The sequence below is a fragment of the Mucilaginibacter mallensis genome (genome assembly GCF_900105165.1).
GTDB lineage: Bacteria > Bacteroidota > Bacteroidia > Sphingobacteriales > Sphingobacteriaceae > Mucilaginibacter > Mucilaginibacter mallensis.
In genome coordinates this window covers 1,268,617-1,287,164 of the sequence record NZ_LT629740.1, presented here as the reverse complement: position 1 = coordinate 1,287,164, position 18,548 = coordinate 1,268,617, and the positions used below count along the sequence as shown (strand labels likewise).

The 18,548-nt window shown below is 40.6% G+C and carries 20 protein-coding genes; 14 read left to right on the top strand and 6 right to left on the bottom strand.

Annotated elements, in window-relative coordinates; genetic code table 11:
• Positions 1–292 precede the first annotated feature (292 nt).
• The 3 genes from BLU33_RS05300 (at position 293) to BLU33_RS05290 (ending at position 5,403) form a co-directional block, all read left to right on the top strand.
• Positions 293–997 (top strand): DsbA family oxidoreductase, encoded by a 705-nt coding sequence (locus BLU33_RS05300; RefSeq protein ID WP_091370038.1) that lies wholly within the window; start codon positions 293–295, stop codon positions 995–997.
• Between the two features lie 813 nt (positions 998–1,810).
• On the top strand, positions 1,811–3,805 hold the full coding sequence (gene pulA, locus BLU33_RS05295) for a type I pullulanase (protein ID WP_091370036.1): 1,995 nt from the start codon (positions 1,811–1,813) through the stop codon (positions 3,803–3,805).
• A gap of 422 nt (positions 3,806–4,227) precedes the next feature.
• Positions 4,228–5,403 (top strand): MFS transporter, encoded by a 1,176-nt coding sequence (locus BLU33_RS05290; protein ID WP_197684563.1) that lies wholly within the window; start codon positions 4,228–4,230, stop codon positions 5,401–5,403.
• Here BLU33_RS05290 and BLU33_RS05285 read toward each other — a convergent pair whose 3' ends face one another.
• A complete protein-coding gene (locus BLU33_RS05285; RefSeq protein WP_091370034.1) occupies positions 5,404–5,673 on the bottom strand; it encodes a hypothetical protein in 270 nt (89 codons plus the stop codon).
• Between the two features lie 375 nt (positions 5,674–6,048).
• Between BLU33_RS05285 and BLU33_RS05280 the strand changes: the two genes are divergently transcribed.
• From BLU33_RS05280 to BLU33_RS05270, 3 genes are read left to right on the top strand one after another with little or no spacing between them, the layout of a single operon-like run.
• Positions 6,049–6,774 (top strand): MlaE family ABC transporter permease, encoded by a 726-nt coding sequence (locus BLU33_RS05280; protein ID WP_091380230.1) that lies wholly within the window; start codon positions 6,049–6,051, stop codon positions 6,772–6,774.
• 5 nt (positions 6,775–6,779) lie between these two features.
• Positions 6,780–7,553: an ABC transporter ATP-binding protein gene (locus BLU33_RS05275; RefSeq protein ID WP_091370032.1), complete on the top strand. Its 774-nt coding sequence runs from the start codon at positions 6,780–6,782 to the stop codon at positions 7,551–7,553.
• Between the two features lie 12 nt (positions 7,554–7,565).
• Positions 7,566–8,561 (top strand): MlaD family protein, encoded by a 996-nt coding sequence (locus tag BLU33_RS05270; protein WP_091370030.1) that lies wholly within the window; start codon positions 7,566–7,568, stop codon positions 8,559–8,561.
• Between the two features lie 59 nt (positions 8,562–8,620).
• On the opposite strand, the gene BLU33_RS05265 is transcribed toward BLU33_RS05270, so the two are convergent.
• Complete coding sequence (locus BLU33_RS05265) at positions 8,621–9,334, bottom strand: hypothetical protein (protein WP_091370028.1); 714 nt, start codon at positions 9,332–9,334, stop codon at positions 8,621–8,623.
• A gap of 177 nt (positions 9,335–9,511) precedes the next feature.
• Between BLU33_RS05265 and BLU33_RS25020 the strand changes: the two genes are divergently transcribed.
• The 5 genes from BLU33_RS25020 to BLU33_RS05245 all read left to right on the top strand — a co-directional run bounded on the left by BLU33_RS25020 (position 9,512) and on the right by BLU33_RS05245 (position 11,682).
• Entirely contained in the window at positions 9,512–9,676 is a 165-nt protein-coding gene (locus tag BLU33_RS25020; RefSeq protein ID WP_157682055.1) for a hypothetical protein, read from the top strand.
• Positions 9,677–9,730: 54 nt separating this feature from the next.
• Positions 9,731–10,126, top strand: a complete 396-nt coding sequence (locus BLU33_RS05260) for a hypothetical protein (RefSeq protein ID WP_091370026.1) — start codon at positions 9,731–9,733, stop codon at positions 10,124–10,126.
• A gap of 62 nt (positions 10,127–10,188) precedes the next feature.
• Positions 10,189–10,719, top strand: coding sequence for an RNA polymerase sigma factor (locus BLU33_RS05255; RefSeq protein WP_232009401.1), 531 nt, complete (start codon positions 10,189–10,191; stop codon positions 10,717–10,719).
• Positions 10,700–10,972 carry a hypothetical protein gene (locus BLU33_RS05250; protein WP_091370024.1) on the top strand — a complete coding sequence of 91 codons (273 nt, stop codon included), beginning with the start codon at positions 10,700–10,702 and terminating at the stop codon, positions 10,970–10,972. The genes BLU33_RS05255 and BLU33_RS05250 overlap by 20 nt, the downstream gene beginning before the upstream one ends.
• Before the next feature lie 11 nt (positions 10,973–10,983).
• Positions 10,984–11,682 (top strand): ATP-dependent Clp protease proteolytic subunit, encoded by a 699-nt coding sequence (locus BLU33_RS05245; RefSeq protein ID WP_091370022.1) that lies wholly within the window; start codon positions 10,984–10,986, stop codon positions 11,680–11,682.
• Positions 11,683–11,777: 95 nt separating this feature from the next.
• Here the strand turns inward: BLU33_RS05245 and BLU33_RS05240 are convergent, their stop codons facing one another.
• Positions 11,778–13,004 (bottom strand): multidrug effflux MFS transporter, encoded by a 1,227-nt coding sequence (locus tag BLU33_RS05240; RefSeq protein ID WP_091370020.1) that lies wholly within the window; start codon positions 13,002–13,004, stop codon positions 11,778–11,780.
• A gap of 260 nt (positions 13,005–13,264) precedes the next feature.
• On the opposite strand from BLU33_RS05240, the gene BLU33_RS05235 reads away from it, so the two are divergent.
• The 3 genes from BLU33_RS05235 to BLU33_RS05225 all read left to right on the top strand — a co-directional run bounded on the left by BLU33_RS05235 (position 13,265) and on the right by BLU33_RS05225 (position 16,496).
• Positions 13,265–14,494 carry a BamA/TamA family outer membrane protein gene (locus BLU33_RS05235; RefSeq protein ID WP_091370018.1) on the top strand — a complete coding sequence of 410 codons (1,230 nt, stop codon included), beginning with the start codon at positions 13,265–13,267 and terminating at the stop codon, positions 14,492–14,494.
• A gap of 217 nt (positions 14,495–14,711) precedes the next feature.
• A complete protein-coding gene (locus BLU33_RS05230; RefSeq protein ID WP_091370016.1) occupies positions 14,712–15,074 on the top strand; it encodes a response regulator in 363 nt (120 codons plus the stop codon).
• Between the two features lie 1,050 nt (positions 15,075–16,124).
• The gene (locus BLU33_RS05225; protein ID WP_091370015.1) at positions 16,125–16,496 is read left to right on the top strand and encodes a response regulator transcription factor; all 372 of its coding nucleotides are present in this window, start codon (positions 16,125–16,127) and stop codon (positions 16,494–16,496) included.
• On the opposite strand, the gene BLU33_RS05220 is transcribed toward BLU33_RS05225, so the two are convergent.
• The 3 genes from BLU33_RS05220 to BLU33_RS05210 all read right to left on the bottom strand — a co-directional run bounded on the left by BLU33_RS05220 (position 16,482) and on the right by BLU33_RS05210 (position 18,347).
• A complete protein-coding gene (locus BLU33_RS05220; RefSeq protein WP_091370013.1) occupies positions 16,482–17,393 on the bottom strand; it encodes a TIGR01777 family oxidoreductase in 912 nt (303 codons plus the stop codon). The genes BLU33_RS05225 and BLU33_RS05220 overlap by 15 nt on opposite strands.
• The gene (locus BLU33_RS05215) at positions 17,393–17,764 is read right to left on the bottom strand and encodes a hypothetical protein (RefSeq protein WP_091370011.1); all 372 of its coding nucleotides are present in this window, start codon (positions 17,762–17,764) and stop codon (positions 17,393–17,395) included. Before BLU33_RS05215 ends, BLU33_RS05220 begins: the two co-directional genes overlap by 1 nt.
• Positions 17,765–17,840: 76 nt before the next feature.
• Entirely contained in the window at positions 17,841–18,347 is a 507-nt protein-coding gene (locus BLU33_RS05210) for a GbsR/MarR family transcriptional regulator (protein WP_091370009.1), read from the bottom strand.
• Between the last annotated feature and the right edge of the window lie 201 nt (positions 18,348–18,548).

The following is an 18,548-nucleotide window of genomic DNA, read 5'->3' as shown; positions in this document are numbered from 1 at the left end:
TTAATAAACAGCCTATTATTACATAATAATATATTTAACACACTTTATTTCTCTATAATAAAACATTGATTAATTATTAATAAATAATTGATTTACAATGCATTTACCCCCAAAACCATCACAATTCTTCTCATCATTACTTCACGTCCAAATCAGCTTTTACTGAATAAAATGAACAATAAAAGCTCATAAGGCTTAAATAATTCAATATCCCGACAGCATATATTTTGACTTTCCCCTTACGGGAATAAGCCACCATTCAAGTATTTTTGTATTGATAAAACAGCAGGATATGAAAATTGAAATATGGTCGGATGTGATGTGCCCCTTTTGCTATATAGGCAAATGCAGGTTTGAAGATGCACTGCAAAAAACAGGGCATGGCAAGGATATAGAAATAGAATGGAAAAGCTTCCAGCTTAACCCGGATATGAAAACTGATCCCAGCATTAATATCGACCAATACCTGGCTGATATCAAAGGCTTCTCCCTGGACCACGCCAAAGAACTGAATGCCCATGTTACCCAAATGGCCGCCGAAGCTGGCCTGACCTACAATTTTGATCGTGCCGTAGTTGCCAACAGCTTTAACGCGCACAGGTTTAGCCACCTCGCCAAAAAACACGGTCTGGGTGATGCCGCCGAAGAAGCCCTGTTTAAAGCTTATTTTACCGATGGTAAAAATATAGACGATGCACCCACGCTAATTGCATTGGGCACTGCTATAGGCCTTGATGCCAATGAAATAAAGATCACCCTTGAAAGCGATGCTTATGCTGAAGACGTAAAGCATGATGTTGCCGAAGCACAACACCTGGGCATCCGTGGTGTACCATTTTTTGTAATGAACCGCAAATATGGCGTATCAGGCGCGCAAGCAGTTCCTGTATTTGAAGAAACTATTGAAAAAGCCTTCGCAGAATGGCAGCAGGAAAACCCGAAACCATCACTTCAGGTTATTGAAGGTGACAGTTGCGGGTTGGATGGGAATTGTTAATTTTTTCCCACCCCGCACTGGCTTCAGTTTGCAACTGAAGCCTTAAGATGACGATGCTTTCGGATGCTGAATGATCTTTCAGTTTGCAACTGCATACTTGCTTGTTGAGTCACGTGAAGCCGCTCATGGGCGCGGAGCCCTATTTCTTTTGTCTTGATACAAAAGAAACAAAAAATCAAGACAACAAGGATGCTTCCACGCTCCCTGCCGGTTCTTTACGCTTTTTTGGCTGTTCGGTACTTCGTACCTTACATCACACAAAAAGCTAAACCGGCATTCCCGCCAACGCTGGGCCCGCCCTTGTTGTCAGCCCAATGCTCTTTTGATCGCGATTCAATTAAAGTTTCCTCTAAAGGAGGCGGTTAGATGAGGGCTTTCCCCTGTCAGTAGAACAGCTTCGGACGAAATCAGGCAAAACGATGGTGGCCTTGTGTGTGGCAGGGCATGGCAGATTTTTACATAAGCGTAAAGGCCAGGTGCGTAGCGACAGCAGGGTAAAAATATAGCAGCCCAGGTTTTGCCTGATTTGCAGGGTAAGGCCAAGTGCGGCAAAGAAGCCTAATCTACTGACTTGATTTTTTGGTTACTTTTTGTATCAAGACAAAACGGCGGAGCCCTCTTGAGCACCTTAAAAAACAAACAGCTTGCGAAAAAAGTGACTTCTTAGCGACAAGCGATTCGAAGCGATAAGTCTGCAGCCTTGCACATCCGCTCTGTACAGTCGGGGATTGCTTCGTTCCTTGCAATGACGCGTTGATAAATCAATTATTTTCACTACAATTGCCTGCCATTATATCGCCAAAAACAAACCAAATGAATGCTTTCAAAGTTATACTAACCAATATTTCATTACTTATGGTGCTTTCTTCTGCAGTATCTGCACAAACTACAGATTACGCTAACTATCCGACCTATACCGGGAACGATCTCGGCGTAAGCTATTCGAAACAGAAAACAGCCTTTAAAGTATGGGCTCCAAAAGCATCCGAAGTAAAATTGCGTTTGTACGATGCAGGCAACGGCGGCGATGCTATCAATACTATTGCCCTTGCTAAAGCTGATAATGGCACATGGCAAACCATCGTTACACAGGATATTAAAAATAAATATTACACTTTCCAGGTAATGCAGGATGGTAAATGGCTGTTGGAAGCGCCTGATATTTATGCCAAAGCTGCTGGTGTTAACGGGCATCGCGGTATGGTGGTTGATCTGCCTGCTACAAACCCTGCCGATTGGCAAAACGACAAAAAACCGGCTCTAAAAAACATTACCGATGCTATTATTTACGAAACACATATCAGGGATATTTCTGTTGACCCAAATTCAGGTATCACCAATAAAGGTAAATTTTTAGGACTGACTGAAACCGGCACTAAAAGCCCGGATGGTAAATCAACCGGGCTCGATCATATAAAAGAACTGGGCGTTACGCATGTACATCTGCTCCCATCATTTGATTATAATTCGGTTGATGAAACCAAGCTCGATCAGCCGCAATACAACTGGGGTTACGATCCGCTGAATTATAACGTACCTGAGGGTAGCTATTCTACAAACCCATATGATGGCAATGTGCGCATAAAAGAGTTTAAACAAATGGTACAGGCCCTGCATAAAAATGGCTTGCGTGTAATACTGGATGTGGTATATAACCACACTACCGATATCCAGCACTCTAATTTCAGTCAGTTTGCGCCTGGCTATTTTTACCGCCAGAATCCAGATGGCAGTTATGCCAACGGCACCGGCTGCGGTAACGAGACAGCATCAGAAAGACCAATGATGCGTAAGTTCATGATAGAATCGGTGGTTTATTGGGCGAAGGAATATCATTTGGATGGTTTTAGGTTTGATTTGATGGGCATACATGATATTGAAACCATGAATGCCATTAGCGATGCCCTGCATAAGATTGACCCCACCATTATTATTTATGGCGAAGGGTGGACAGCAGGCTCAAGTCCGCTGTCTGAAAACCTGCGTGCCGTTAAGAAAAATATTTACGAGCTAAACAAAGTAGCCGCATTTAGTGACGACCTGCGCGATGGCTTAAAAGGCGGTTTCAGCGATGTAAAAGCAAAGGGTTTTGTAAGCGGCAATCAAAACTCAAAAGAGAGCGTAAAATTTGGCATAGTGGCATCAACCCAAAACAGCCAGATAGATTATACAAAAGTTAACTATTCAAAAGCGCCATGGGCCGCGGAGCCCTATCAAACCATCAGTTACGTATCATGCCATGATGATAATACACTGTTTGACCGTCTCAAGATCTCCAATCCTGATGCTTCGGAGGCAGATCTGATAAAAATGGATAAATTGGCCAATGCCGTTGTCTTAACCTCACAGGGTATAGCTTTCCTGCACTCGGGAGCTGAACTTTTGCGCACCAAGCAGGGCGTTGCCAATTCATTTAACTCACCCGACGCCATCAATCAGATCGACTGGAGTCGTAAAACTAAATATGCTGATGTATTCAACTATTACAAACAATTGGTAGCCTTGCGTAAGGATCACCCAGCCTTCCGGATGCCGTCAACCAAAATGATACAGGACCATTTACAATTTATCGAAACCAATGATCCATCGGTAATTGCCTACCAGCTCACTGGCAATGCCAATGGCGATAAATGGAATACCATACTGGTTATCCTAAACGGCAGTGCTGCCAATAAATCAGTAACTATCCCGGCAGGTAGCTGGACTTTAGTTGGCAATGGCGATGAAATTAACCTGGGCGGCATTAAAAAGATCAATTCCACATCAATAGATGTTGCGGGTACTTCGGCTTATGTTTTGTATAAGTAATTAATTACAGTATTAGATTTATTTCCATGGTTTGTGTCCCCACAAACCATATTATTTGAAAGATTTAAAGCGGTGTCATACTAAGCGATAGTCGAAGTATGTGGGCAAAGGCCTCTACGCTCACCCTTCGACTCTCGCTCAGGATGACACCCACGCTCTATAATTCGTAAGAAAATAAATCCCCCGAACACTTATGGTGTATCAACAAACAATCCATTAGCACACTGACAAGTTGTTTGAGGAGACACAAACAGCGGGAGTTTCCCCCTATTGTTATATCATAATGATATAAGGGATCTCTTGCAAATTTCATAGCCGATTTCCATACTCTCCCTGTCATTTTTAAAAGTTTTCGCCTCCTTTCTCGTCAAAATGACATTTATGAGCTACCTTTGCATAGTGTACTATATACACTATAGTAAATGGACGAAGTTTTAGAAGATATAATAACCACAGAAGTTGCACCACCATACCCGCGCTCAAAGGCAACTTTGCGTATGGTTGTTGGCGTTATGTTTTTCCTGGCGGGATTATGTTTTGCCAGCTGGGCATCGCGTATTGTTACCGTTCAGCAAACACTGGGCTTAACAGATGCCGCCCTTGGTGCTATTTTATTCTCCTTGCCTGTTGGGTTAATGCTCTCTCTGCCCTTTTCAGGCTGGATAATTACCGTTATCGGCAGCAAGCGCCTGCTCATTACTGCGCTTTTATTTTATTCCCTGGCATTGGTTAGTCTTAGCCTTGCACAAAATATTTTTCAGCTTATAGGTTGCCTGGTTCTATTTGGCTTCTCTAGTAATTCGGTTAATATTGCGGTAAACACACAAGCCGTAGCTGCTGAAGAACTATATAAAAAACCAATTATGGCTTCCTTCCATGGCTTGTGGAGTTTGGCTGGTTTTACTGGAGCAGGTATTGGCACATTTATGATTGGCAATGGCATACGCCCGTTGTATCACTTTATATTCATAGCCATTGTTACCATAATAGCGGTTACACTCGTAGCCCGTTATCTTAAAAACGATAAAGTAACCAGCAGCGGCCCTGTTTTCGTAATGCCTGATAGCTCATTAATAACCCTGGGCATCATCGCCATGTGCTCCATGATATGCGAAGGCGCTATGTTCGATTGGAGCGTTATCTACTTTAAAAAAGTGGTACTGGCCCCTACCGCGTTGCTTGGCGCTGGCTTCACTGCCTTCATGTGTACCATGGCAGGCGGCCGTTTTATAGCCGATTGGTTTGCCCGCACTTATGGCCTTAAACGCATATTACAGGTAAGCGGCTCATTAACAGTTACAGGCTTATTGATAGCAGTTATCTTCCCCTATTTTTATACCGCTATGGCAGGCTTTTTATTGGTGGGTGCCGGTGTATCATCGGTAGTGCCTATGGTATACAGTGCCGCAGGTAAATCAAAGACCATGGCACCGGGTGTTGCACTGGCAGCGGTTTCAACTATTGGCTTTATTGGCTTTTTGTTTGGCCCGCCAATAATCGGTTTTATAGCCGGACTGGCAACCCTACGAGCTTCATTTGTATTCATCGCCCTGATGGGTAGCTGCGTGGTGATCCTGTCAACCCGGGCTAAATTATAATTACCTTTTAGTAAGATCATCTTCACTGGGATTTATCAGGTATTCAAACTGCTCAAAACCGTTGTGAAATATAAATTTCAGCCTTTCCTTTTTCTCATGAATGTCAAGTGACATTACGCCAATTGTAGCGGGAATGTTATCACGGGTCAGTTTTATATCGGTTACGTGCGGCATCTCAATAAAAATATCATTATCACGGGGCTCAATTCTCCAGCCCCGGATATGGGCATTGGTTAACATTTCGATCCACTTTTTTTGATATGCATTCATAAAAGTCTTTTTTTAAGTATGATATTATTAAAAAGGAATCGGATAGCTAATGGTTTTAATTTTCGTAATATTAAATTAGCATCCTGTTTTTCTTTAAGTAATTAATAACTTAAAAAACATTATACCTTTATTAAATATCATACTTACATATTTGTATGGTATTAGTACTTATAGTTGTTGACTAATTGACAAAAAAAGGTCATTTTACAAACAATATGTATAATTTTTTGTACCATAACCATAATCATTATAGCATAAGTAATACCTTTGCCGCAATTGATGGACACAACAGACAGCACACCAATACCAGAAGCACCTGTACGCCGTAAACGGGGATCAAAACTAAAAAAGAGCATTAATGATTTCTTTTTTAGCATGTATCAGATCAATCAGTTTATCCTTAAATTTTTTAGGGAAGCTTTTGTGCCTCCTTATGAGTTTAAAGAAATAGTGCGCCAATGCTATGAAGTTGGTGTACGGTCATTCACGCTAATATCATTAACCGGCTTTATTGTAGGGCTTATATTTACCAAGCAGTCGCGCCCGTCGTTATTACAGTTTGGAGCCACATCGTGGTTACCTTCGCTGGTATCAATAGCTATTATGCGCGCGCTGGCCCCTTTGGTAACGGCGCTTATTGCAGCAGGTAAAGTGGGTTCAAGCATTGGTGCTGAGTTGGGCTCAATGCGGGTAACCGAACAAATAGATGCCATGGAAGTGTCGGGTACCAACCCGTTTAAATTCCTGGTAACTACAAGGGTGCTGGCTACAACTTTAACTATACCAATTTTAGCTACTTATACAGGCTTTATAGCATTATTTGGCGGATACCTGAACGTAGCCGTTAACGAGGGCACCAGCTGGAGAACTTTTATTGAACAGGTTTTTGAGCCTTTAACATTTGTTGATTTTACTGCATCATTAATAAAATCAATTGTTTTTGGTTTTACTATTGGTATTGTGGGTTGTTACCAGGGGTACAACTCAAATAAAGGTACCGAGGGTGTGGGTAAAGCCGCTAATGGCGCGGTAGTAACAGCTATGTTTTTGGTTTTTATTGAAGAGATTGTTATTGTACAAATAAGCAGCTGGTTTCGCTAAGCGACATGGAAAAGGGAAAGGCAAATATAGATTACAACAACGCGGTTATCCGTATTCACGGGCTTGAAAAAGCTTTTGATGATTACGAGGTATTACGCGGTATCGATCTTGAACTGTTCCAGGGCGAGAACCTGGTGGTGCTTGGCCGTTCGGGTACGGGTAAATCTGTATTGATAAAGATTATTTCCGGTTTGTTGTCACCAGATAAGGGCAAAGTAGAGGTTTTAGGTGAGGATATCTCCAAATTAAATGACCGCGAACTGCAAGCCCTGCGTATCAGGATAGGCTTCTCTTTCCAGAACAGCGCCTTGTATGATAGTATGACCGTGCGTAAAAATCTTGAATTTCCACTGGTGCGTAACCGCAAGGGCATCACCCGTAAGGAAATTGATACCAATGTTGAATCGGTACTTGAAGCGGTTGGGCTGTCGCAAACCATCAATCAAATGCCATCGGAGCTTTCGGGCGGGCAGCGCAAGCGTATAGGCATAGCCCGTACCCTGATATTGAACCCCGAAATAATGCTGTATGATGAACCTACAGCAGGGCTTGATCCAATTACCTGTATTGAGATAAATGACCTGATAAACGAGGTGCAACAGCGTTATAACACTTCATCCATCATCATTACGCATGACCTTACCTGCGCCAAATCAACCGGTGACAGGATAGCAATGCTGTTGGAGGGTCAGTTTCAGCGCGAGGGTACTTTTGAACAGGTTTTTGATACAAACGACAGTAGAGTTAAACCATTTTTTGATTATAATTTTATAAAATAGATTTACCATACCATGGATGCAAAAGAAAATAGGCGGGCCATAATTGTTGGATTATTTTTAGCCCTTGGGCTGGCAATATTCATCATTGGCGTTTTTACACTGGGGGGCCAGTCAAAAAGCTTTGCCAAAAGCATACACATCAGCGCTGTGTTTGATGATGTTGCCGGTTTAAAACCCGGTAATAATGTGTGGTTTTCAGGCGTAAAAGTAGGTACAATAAAGGAGATCCGCTTTGTGGGTACATCAGAAGTTAGGGTAAGAATGAGCATCGATGAAAACTCGCAGCAATACATTCACCGCAATGCAGGTGTACACATCGGTTCCGACGGACTTATCGGTAACAAGATCATCGTGATTGATGGCGGCAGCCCAGGTGCCCCAATTGTACAGGATGGTGACCAGTTACAGGCTGCAAAACTATTATCAACTGATGATATGATGAAAACCCTGCAGCAAAACAATGAGAACCTGCTATCAATAACCAGCGATTTTAAATTACTGAGTCATAAAATACTACAGGGCAAAGGAACAGTTGGTACGTTAATGGCTGATAGCACCATGGCCGTGCAGCTGAAAGCATCAATGCGTAATTTACAAATTGCCACTGCCAGCGCCGCACTTATGGCAAAACAGCTGAATACTTTCAGCAATACTATGAATACCAAAGGCGGTTTGGCTGATAAGTTATTTACCGATACCACTACCTTCAACAGGTTAAAAGCGGCAGCTAACCAGTTCCAGGCGGCGGCAACTAATGCTAACGCGATAACCGAGAATCTTAAAACTACCACAGATAAACTCAATAGCAAGGACAATGCCGTTGGCGTATTGCTCAACGACCCTAAAAGCGCTGAACAGGTAAGAAGCTCTATCTCAAATCTACAACAGGCTACCATCAAACTAAATGACGACCTTGAGGCGGCTCAGCATAACTTTTTACTTAAAGGATTTTTCAAGGACCGTGCAAAGGCAAAAGCCGATAGCATAAAGAAAGCGCAAGGCAAATAACAGCCTGTATTTACAATATTAATCCACGTAGAGACGCAATATTTTGCATCTCTACGTACTTATTCGGTTAAATTAACCGGATGCCTTTTATCTTCAGGCAGTTTTAAATATTTTTGGTAACAATCATTTAAATAACTGAGCAGGTTAAAATTATTGGCGAAATAAACCTTGGTATCGGGTGTATACAATACCAAAAAATCATCCATATCCTTTCCTGTTAAAGGCACATATTGCGCAATATTCTTCGGCGTAAAAACCCTGGCTATTTTATCCCTGTCCTCTTCTTCCTTTATTTCTTTTGCCAGTCGTTCTCTTTTGTGCTCATCCTTTTTCCAGTACCACATCCTTATGGCTATGCCCCCGGTATAATTCAGGTTATTATCGTGCTGATAAATCACAGTTTGCCCATGAAATCTGGGGTCATAATAATTGTTGAGGTTTTTGGTAGTGTCTGAATTTACCTTCACCTCCTCCAAAAAATTCTGATGCGGCATTAAAAATACTTCACGCTCGTGCATATCGGTTAGCAATACGGTATCAGGCAGGTAGGCAAAGCCTTTAAATACCAATACATCACCGGTTTTGGCAGCAATTGAAAATCTTCCTTTTTCATCGGTAGTTGTAAATGCTTTACTGGTTTGATTTTGTATCTGGATATCTTCCAGCGAAATACGCGTCTTATTTTCAAACACCCGGCCCTTGATCACCGATTGAGCATGCGAAAACGATGTAGTAAAAAAAGCAACAAAAATTAGGATATAACACCTTGACATGCTTAAATTTATAAAAAAAGCTCTTGCACCCTAAACTTTTAACCTTAATTAACAAAAATGCCCTTATCAGTATAAAAACAAGCATTTTTATGACAATGGGATAAAAACTTTTGCAACGTTGAAATTGTAATACCTTAACTCAATATATTTCTAATTTTTTCTTTTAAACCTACAGCGATGAAAACGAAAGCAGAGCAAGCAAAGCAGGGTGACAAAAAAGACCTCACCCGTAGCACTACACTTAACAATGGTGGATTAAAAACCGACAGGCCCCTGAGCGAAAAGGATGAAGTGAAGCAGGCCGAATCACGAATGAGCAAGCCGTTGAGGCATCATTTGTAATCATCGCTTAATTACGTCCCATTTACTTAATTTAGCAGGCAATTTATCATACCTATGAAAAGATATAAATTGCCTGCTGTTATTTTACTGCTCTTAATAGCGGCTTGCAAACCTGCTGTTAAACCCGAAAACCTGTACGGCACCTGGAAGTATATTAAGGTAGAAAATCCTAATGAAACCCCACCAGACAGCGTATCAAAATCCACATTGCAGGAAGAATCCCCATCCATTCGTTTTTCAAAGGGCGATAGCTTAACCATCGTATGGGGCGGTAAAATATTATCGCATGGCACTTTTGTGCTTGATGGTATGAATATCCGCTACACCGAAATATTACCCGGTGGCAAAACCCGTACCTTCCCTTTTTATGTATCCGAAATAACTGATAAGGAGCTGATATTTGAGACACTTGGCGAAGAAGGAACAAGGGTTACGGCAGTGAAGGAATAATTTTTTCAAATAAATGGTGATACTTCTTCACTAAATTGCACTTACTAATAAAAGGATGATCTATGACAACTATGAACAATCCGGACCAGTTAATTGCAAAGCGCGAAGAACTTTTCATCAGGCTTTATAAAAAGGCTTTCCCTACGGTTGCGGCCTATATCAGTCGCCGGGGTGGCTCGTTTGACGAGGCGAAGGATGTTTTCCAGGATGCGCTGGTTATTTATTATGAAAAAACCATTAATACCGATACTAACGAAATTGCCTACCTTATCGGCATAGCCAAACACCTCTGGCTAAAAAGATACCGGGATAACGATCAAAATATCCCGCTCGAAAACATTGATGTATCGGCAGATATGGATGATGAAAGCCCATCAACCAAACGCATCATGCACTTTTTAGAGAAAGCTGGCAGCAAATGCATGGAACTATTAAAAGGTTTTTATTACGATCAATTACCATTAACAGATATAGCTTCCGCCTTCGGTTTTTCGGGAGTGCGCTCTGCAACCGTACAGAAATATAAATGCCTGGAGAAAGTAAGGGAAACCATTAAACAAAAAGCATTACAGTATGAAGACTTCATGGAATGAGACCCGGCAGATAGATGCCTACCTTTCCGGATCGATGGATACCGGTAATGCCTTACTTTTTGAAGTAAACATGATACTTGAGCCTGCTTTACAGGATAAGGCCCTGTGGCAAATAAAAGCCCATACTGCCATACATCAGTACGGCAGTATACAATTGAAAAAGGAAATTGAGGCTATACATCAAAAACTATTTACCGCGCCTGAGCATACCAGTTTCAGCCAGAAAATAAAGCGTTTATTCAGCAACCTATAAACTAAAATTTTATGAATATCGATAAAAACGAATTCCGCAAATATGCGGCAGGGCATTGCCATGTCAAAACTGAACAAATAGACAATTACATAGCCCGTGTTGAAAACAACAACATCCCCTACGCCATGACACCCTATATAACCGAGGAACGCGAAATGCGCGTAGCCCAAATGGATGTTTTCTCAAGACTGATGATGGACCGCATTATATTTTTAGGTGCGGCAGTTGATGATAACATAGCCAACATCATCCAGGCACAGCTGCTGTTTCTGCAATCTACCGATTCAAAAAAGGATATCCAGATGTATATCAACTCGCCCGGCGGCTCCGTATATGCGGGCTTTGGTATTTATGATACCATGCAGCTGGTTAATCCCGATGTTTGTACCATTTGTACCGGAATGGCGCTATCAATGGGTGCTATACTGTTATGCGCCGGTGCCGCGGGCAAACGCGCGGCATTAACACATTCGCGGGTTATGTTGCACCAACCGCTGGGTGGTGTGCAGGGCCCAGCATCGGATATTGAAATTACAGCTATACAAGTACTCAAAGTAAAAAAGGAGCTATACAACATCGTAGCCAAGCACAGCGGTCAGGAGTATCAGAAAGTACACGATGTTTGCGACCGCGATTACTGGATGATAGCCGGCGAAGCAAAGGAATTCGGGATAATTGATGAAGTGTTGGGGGAAAAGTCTTTAGTCTGAAGTCGATAGCCCGGAGTCAATAATCTTAGTTGTAAGTCTAAAGTTAGATTTGTATTCTTTTGACTTTGGCCTTACGACTTCCGACTTAAGACTAACTAATGCCCAGCCACCGCCATTGAGGGATCAGCCTCAACCTTTTCAGTTATATTTCGCCGACCGATAAGTAATACCATTAACGCGATACTTGCTGAAACAGCCATAATAAGCGCCATTGGCATAGCTGAATAGCTACTGAATAAACTAATAGCAAATGACGACAGCGCGCCAATACCCAACTGCATGGCTCCCATTAATGAAGCCGCTGTACCGGCATTCTTTGAAAATGGCGCCAGGGATAACGCCGAAGCATTCGGATTAGTTAAACCAATACCGCACAGCACTAAAAATATCATGGCGATGGTACCATACAATCCGAACCAGCCGTTTAGCGCACCAATTACAAATACAACAGCTGCAATTACCTGCCCGCTTAAGGCTACTATAACAATTTGCTCGCTTTTATAATACTTTATCAGTATGTTGTTTAGCTGACTTGAGCCCACAAAGCCGATGGATAATCCGGCGAAGATCCATCCGTAAAGCTTACCGCTTACATGAAAAAACTCCATAAATACCGATGGTGAGCCTGCCACATAAGCAAACAAACCGGCAAATGCCAGTGAAGTTGTAATGGCATAAGTATAAAACTGCGGTATCTTTAATACAGATATAAAGTTGGTAATAATTGGCACGGGCTTTAATGAAAACAACGGATCATTCTCATAACTCTCGGGCAGGGTAAAAATTACAGCTATAAGTATCAATATGGCAATACTCATGAGCACTATAAAGACTGATTGCCAGCCAAAAGCCGCGGTAAGATAACTACCCGCCGTAGGCGCTATCATGGGCGATGCACCTAAAACCAGTATCAGCAATGCAAAAACCTTGGCATTATCCTTCACCGGAAAAATATCGCGCACCATGGCCATTGCTGCAACGCCTGCTGCGCAGCTGCCTATAGCCTGCATAAAGCGCAGTATGATCAATAAATTAATGGAGGTGGCTGAAAAACAGCCTATCGAAATTAAAATATACAAGCCCAGTCCAAAATACAAAGGCTTTTTACGCCCGAACCTATCCATCAGCGGGCCGTAAAGCAATTGACCGCAGGCCAGGCCAATAAAGAAGCTGGACAGCGAACGGTCTACCTGCTCAATAGTAGTATGCAATGCCAGTGCTATAGCCGGGAAGCCTGGCAGGTACATATCTATTGAAAAAGGGCTAAGCGCGGTAAGTGTGCCTAATATCAGTATAAGAAAAAAGTATCTTTTACGAGTCATGTTGTCCGTTCATAGATCATGGTTGATAGTTCATGGCCGAAGATAAGGATGATTTTCTTGATGGAATGTAAAAACGGTCTATTGTTGAATGTCCCACCAATGGCTATGAACTATCAGCCATGAACCATGCAAAGTGTTAAAAAACCTTAAATAAGCCGTTAATCCACACCATTACACTTTAAATTGATTATATTACCATACAGGAATTCTTATTTATGTTAAATTAAAAACTACAAACTATAATTTCCCGTTCTAAAACTATGATCAGAAAGTTACCGGTACTATTCCTCTGCTTTTTACCCGGTTTGCTGGCTGCTCAAAGTTCAGATAATAAAACTGATACTATTAAGATTAAACGCGATACCATTATTCAAAAAAGAGATTTGATTGATATTGGCCGCGAACTGTTTCATATAAGTAAACCGCGACCGGATACCAATCGCAGAAAGAGGCTATATTTTTCTTTTCTGCCTGTTTCTTCATCAATAGTGGGCCCTGGTAAAGCCTTAATAACATCTACAACTGCGGGTTTTTATATGGGCGATAGATCAACCACAAACCTTTCAAGTATTAGTTTTACCCCTTATTTTAATTTCAAAGGCAGATATGGTTTGCCTATACACTCAAACGTCTGGCTAAATAATAACAGCTGGAATATCCAGGGTGATACCCGTTTCCTGGTATATCCGCAATATACATGGGGCCTTGGTGGTAACCAGCCCGAGAGCGATAGCTTTTTGCTGAATTATAAATATATTCGTTTTTACCAGAGCGCACTTAAACGCATAACCAATTACTTTTTTGCGGGCATTGGCTATGATTTGGATTCTTATATCGATCTTGATCTTACGCCCGCAGATGTGAGCGCGTTCCGGAGGTTTACCAACTATAAATATGGAACAGCTGAAGATGAAAACGTATTCTCATCCGGGCCTACTGTAAATTTATTATATGATACACGTAACAACTCCCTGAACCCGGTACCGGGTTGTTATGCAAACGTAATTTACAGGTATAGTTCCGTTCCACTGGGGAGTGATAATAACTGGCAATCATTATATATTGATCTGCGCAAATATGTTTCCATAACACATACCGGCCCGAAGAATATACTGGCATTTTGGACCTACTATTGGACGTCACTTACCCCCGGCACCCCTTATCTTAATTTACCAAGCATAGGCATGGACCCCTATCAGCGCTCAGGCCGTGGAATTGAGCAGAGCCGTTACAGAGGGCAGCGCCTAATATATTATGAAACAGAATTCAGGCGCGATATTACCCGTAACGGATTGTTTGGCTTTGTATTGTTTGCCAATGTTAACTCGGTTACCCAACCTATTACCAACCAGTTTGTATACTGGCACCCCGCTGGCGGTGGCGGTTTCCGTATCAAATTCAATAAAAAAACCGATACCAACATTGCCATTGATTATGGTTTTAGTAGAAACTATTCGGCACTCTCACTAAATCTGGGCGAAGCATTCTGATATGATGCTTGCCCATAATATTATTTATGGAAATAATATTATTTTTCACTATTTTTGATGCCTTGCTATTTGTCACAATCCGGTTAACAATATAGATATACTATACAAGGTAGTTTATATTTGTTTCTATACTATCCGTTACAATTTTAGCCCACCCCTTTACCGAGATACTAGCATAGTAAAACATTTTTTCATTTTTTGGCTCAATAAAATTTCTATGTTAAAACGCATTTTAGTGTTGGATGATAATCAGGATATACTTGATATTGTAAACGAAACACTCACTTATGAACAGTTTGAGGTGCAGGGAACCACAAAGGGCAATACAGTTATACCATTGATGGAAGAATTCATCCCTGACCTGGTTATCCTGGATTATCGCGTTGCGGATACCAATGGCGGCGAAATCTGCAGGCAGATCAAAACACATCCAAAATTCAACAATATTCCTGTTATTATTTTCTCGGCTTATGTTAACCGCGACAATGAACTTTTTGCCTACGGATGTGATGCGGTTATCAGTAAACCCTTTGATTTAACCGAGCTTGTTGAAAAAGTTCAACGCCTTATCGTTTCTTAAAACCACATTACCTGAGCAGTAATGAAACTACTAATTAACAGTTAAATTTTAAGAAGATCAGAGACTTTTATCTTTTAGGCAATTAAATTACAATTATTGCATAATTCTAATAGTTAATATTCCAATTTAGCATAATTAAGCACTTTTGTTGATAAAAAACCATCCCTCAGGACTTGTTAAATGGGGATTGTTTTAATAAATTTGTTTTATTGATTAAGCTAATTTTAAATACAAATGCCCCTAATTGTATTAACAACGATAATACCTATATCCAGAAATACGGGTTCAGAAAAAAAGCATAAAAGGGAACGCGTTTGCCCAAGGTGCAAAAATGAACTCGATGCCCGTATACGCAGAGGTTTTTGGGTTAAAACTTTTCTTTTCTGGCTTCCTATAAAAAGATATATCTGCTATACCTGCCAGCGTAAATTATATAAGTTAAACTAATTAATACTAAACGGCATTATCATCATAGTAAAAAAAATAACCTATTAGTATCGCGCAATTGTTTTTATAAGGATTTTCACCTTTTTGTCAAATAAAATATCGTAATTGAATTTTATTTTTCCCTTATAAACCTTGAGCCCGAAAATCAATACTTCAAACAAATACCTTTGTCCAAAATGCGGAGCACCTTTTCATTACCAGATGCACCGGAATTGGCTCGTCAAAAAGTTAGCATTTCTTTTTCCTGTCCGAAAATATTTCTGTGCCAGGTGCAAAAAAGCATATCATATACGTATGGACAGGCCCCAGGATTAACAATCTCCCATCCCGCTCTATTCCAATATTATTGTATACAATAACAGATCACTCTGCTATACAAAAAAGCACATTAATTAAACACAATACATTCTGAATGTATAATTATAAATATCAACTAAATATTAATACTAATTTATAGCTATTTTAACATAATTACACTTCTAATCTATTATAAATAAGTTTATTATATAGCTACTTTTTGGTTTATTACAATAATTGGTACAGGATTTGTGTATACGCTATTATAATAAAGTGTAGTATATTTTATTACATAATACAAATTATATGAAAAGGATATTAGCGGTGGATGATAATGAAGATATTTTGGAAGTATTACGATATATACTTGAAGATTCCGGTTATATGGTTGACACATTATCAGACGGGCATTTACTATTTGATAAAATAAAAGAACACACCCCTGATCTTATATTACTTGATATTATGCTGGGTGATATGGATGGCCGGGCCTTATGCAAAGATATTAAAACTCAATGGGACACCCAGGGCATTCCGGTAATTTTAGTTTCAGCCAGCCATGATGTAGCCGCCACACTAAACCAATACGGCGCTCCCGATGATTTTGTAGCCAAACCTTTTGATCTGGATGTATTACTTAATATTATTCAAAGGCAATTGGCTTCAAAGGCTGCTTAATTTAACAGCATCTTTAATATAAGGCACTTTAAATACATAACCCGCCTCCTGTAACCTTGTTGGTACAACCCATCTGCTTTTCAATACAAGTTCAGCTTCAGTACTTAATAATCTTGTACCTATTGCCAGCATCCATTTGGTAGCGGGTAATCCCAAGGGCATCTTCATCACATTTCTTACCACACTCATAAATTCATGATTTTGTACCGGGTTGGGTGCACTCACGTTAAATACCCCTTCAAGCTCCTCATGATCCCTCAAAAAATCTATTACGCCGGTAACGTCATTTTCACATACCCAGCTAAAATATTGTTTACCACTACCCTGCCTGCCACCTAAGCCAAATTTTGCCAGGTTAAAGTAATAAGGCATAACACCACCTTTGCGCCCAAGCGTTATAGCTATTCTTAAACCGATCTTTCTTACACCAGGTGTATCCTGCTCAAAAAATGCGGCTTCCCACTGCTTACATACATCAACAGAGAAACCTTTGCCTAACTCCCCGGTATATTCATCCTGTGGCCTGTCTTCAGCGTATCTGTAAATGGTCGCAGATGCTGCATTTATCCATAACTTTGGTGCATTTTCAATCATTCTGATCGCTTCACCTAAAACTCTGGTAGCATTTACCCTTGAATCCAATATTTCCTTTTTGTTCTTATCATTATACCTGCAATTAACGCTTTTACCGTTCAGGTTAATGAGTACATCGCAGTTTTCCAGTTCAGCAACCCAGTTGCCGATGGTTGCAGCGTTCCAGTTTACATACTTTACATTATTTACAACACGATTGCTGCTACGGGTAAGGACGATCACCTCATCGTCCTTACCTGTAAAATGCGCAGCTAGTATCTGACCAATAAAACCTGACCCGCCTGCTAAAATTATCTTTGCCATTATTGCCTGATCTTTAATCGTTCGTCCCTTTTAGCACGGTTGCGTAGTTTGTAAAAAACAATAAGGTTAAGGAAGTGCATACCGCCCAATATTAAAATTATCCAGCCTATTTTAAAGCTCAATACTTCTACCACAACCTGCAAATTGCCAATAGCATTGGTTTCCTTTAAGGCAAGGCACATATACCCCACATTTATAAGGTAAAAGCCTACAATTAACAGCTTATTCACAGAGTCGGCCAGCTCATTGTTACCATGGAAGATATCTATCAAAAATACCCTTCCGTTTTTAAACAAAACTTTTGCTACCCAAACTGTTAGTGCAACGCTTATTATCATGTAAAAAGCGTAGGTTAAAATAAAATAGTTCATGATGTTGTTGTTGTTTTATATATGTTAATAATTATTGAATTTTCAGTAATAAATGAAAATTTTGAATAAAAAAAGGTTATTTTAATATTTTCATAACCGTACCAAAAAACCAGTTTTCTTCTGCCTTCAGCATAGTTTCTAAAGTTTTGTTAACGTTGTTGGCCAGCTTGTTTATATTGGCCACCGAAGTTTTAAAAGTTTTATACGCCGGGTCCTTCGCATCGCCTGTAACCTCTGAAAGCTGGTTTAATATTTTCAGCACAGGGTCAAGCTCACGCTTTTTACGCTCTTTGGCTACCTGCCTGGCTATTACCCAAGTATCCTTTTCAGCATAAAAATACTCTTTGCGCTCACCTGTCTTGTGTTGTTTTTCAACCAGGCCCCAATCCATCAGGTCGCGCACGGTCATGTTGGCATTGCCCCTCGAGATACTTAGCTCAGCCATAATCTCTTCGGTAGTTAAAGCCTCCGGCGAAATCAGCAGCAAAGCATGTACCTGTGCCATCGTGCGGTTTATCCCCCACTCCGATCCCAGCTTTCCCCATGCTTCAATAAATTTTTCTTTACCCTCTGCTAATTCCATGTACAAATGTAAACAAGTTTTTAAACTTTCAAAACTTTTTGAAAGTTTATTTTTACTTATTTTGAGCTGCCTTATATTTCAGAAAGAGTCAAGAACTCTATTCATTCTGATTCTTGATTCTTGGCCCTTAATTCCTGACTCTTCCCCAACAAAGTTTTCCACACGCATACCACGTAACAAAATTATTGCGTTAGAAAGTTG

Coding starts and splice junctions, on each gene's coding strand:
- BLU33_RS05300 (WP_091370038.1), top strand. CDS start 293: ATGAAAATTGAAATATGGTCGGATGTGATGTGCCCCTTTTGCTATATA.
- pulA (WP_091370036.1), top strand. CDS start 1,811: ATGAATGCTTTCAAAGTTATACTAACCAATATTTCATTACTTATGGTG.
- BLU33_RS05290 (WP_197684563.1), top strand. CDS start 4,228: ATGGACGAAGTTTTAGAAGATATAATAACCACAGAAGTTGCACCACCA.
- BLU33_RS05285 (WP_091370034.1), bottom strand. CDS start 5,673: ATGAATGCATATCAAAAAAAGTGGATCGAAATGTTAACCAATGCCCAT.
- BLU33_RS05280 (WP_091380230.1), top strand. CDS start 6,049: ATGTATCAGATCAATCAGTTTATCCTTAAATTTTTTAGGGAAGCTTTT.
- BLU33_RS05275 (WP_091370032.1), top strand. CDS start 6,780: ATGGAAAAGGGAAAGGCAAATATAGATTACAACAACGCGGTTATCCGT.
- BLU33_RS05270 (WP_091370030.1), top strand. CDS start 7,566: ATGGATGCAAAAGAAAATAGGCGGGCCATAATTGTTGGATTATTTTTA.
- BLU33_RS05265 (WP_091370028.1), bottom strand. CDS start 9,334: ATGTCAAGGTGTTATATCCTAATTTTTGTTGCTTTTTTTACTACATCG.
- BLU33_RS25020 (WP_157682055.1), top strand. CDS start 9,512: ATGAAAACGAAAGCAGAGCAAGCAAAGCAGGGTGACAAAAAAGACCTC.
- BLU33_RS05260 (WP_091370026.1), top strand. CDS start 9,731: ATGAAAAGATATAAATTGCCTGCTGTTATTTTACTGCTCTTAATAGCG.
- BLU33_RS05255 (WP_232009401.1), top strand. CDS start 10,189: ATGACAACTATGAACAATCCGGACCAGTTAATTGCAAAGCGCGAAGAA.
- BLU33_RS05250 (WP_091370024.1), top strand. CDS start 10,700: ATGAAGACTTCATGGAATGAGACCCGGCAGATAGATGCCTACCTTTCC.
- BLU33_RS05245 (WP_091370022.1), top strand. CDS start 10,984: ATGAATATCGATAAAAACGAATTCCGCAAATATGCGGCAGGGCATTGC.
- BLU33_RS05240 (WP_091370020.1), bottom strand. CDS start 13,004: ATGACTCGTAAAAGATACTTTTTTCTTATACTGATATTAGGCACACTT.
- BLU33_RS05235 (WP_091370018.1), top strand. CDS start 13,265: ATGATCAGAAAGTTACCGGTACTATTCCTCTGCTTTTTACCCGGTTTG.
- BLU33_RS05230 (WP_091370016.1), top strand. CDS start 14,712: ATGTTAAAACGCATTTTAGTGTTGGATGATAATCAGGATATACTTGAT.
- BLU33_RS05225 (WP_091370015.1), top strand. CDS start 16,125: ATGAAAAGGATATTAGCGGTGGATGATAATGAAGATATTTTGGAAGTA.
- BLU33_RS05220 (WP_091370013.1), bottom strand. CDS start 17,393: ATGGCAAAGATAATTTTAGCAGGCGGGTCAGGTTTTATTGGTCAGATA.
- BLU33_RS05215 (WP_091370011.1), bottom strand. CDS start 17,764: ATGAACTATTTTATTTTAACCTACGCTTTTTACATGATAATAAGCGTT.
- BLU33_RS05210 (WP_091370009.1), bottom strand. CDS start 18,347: ATGGAATTAGCAGAGGGTAAAGAAAAATTTATTGAAGCATGGGGAAAG.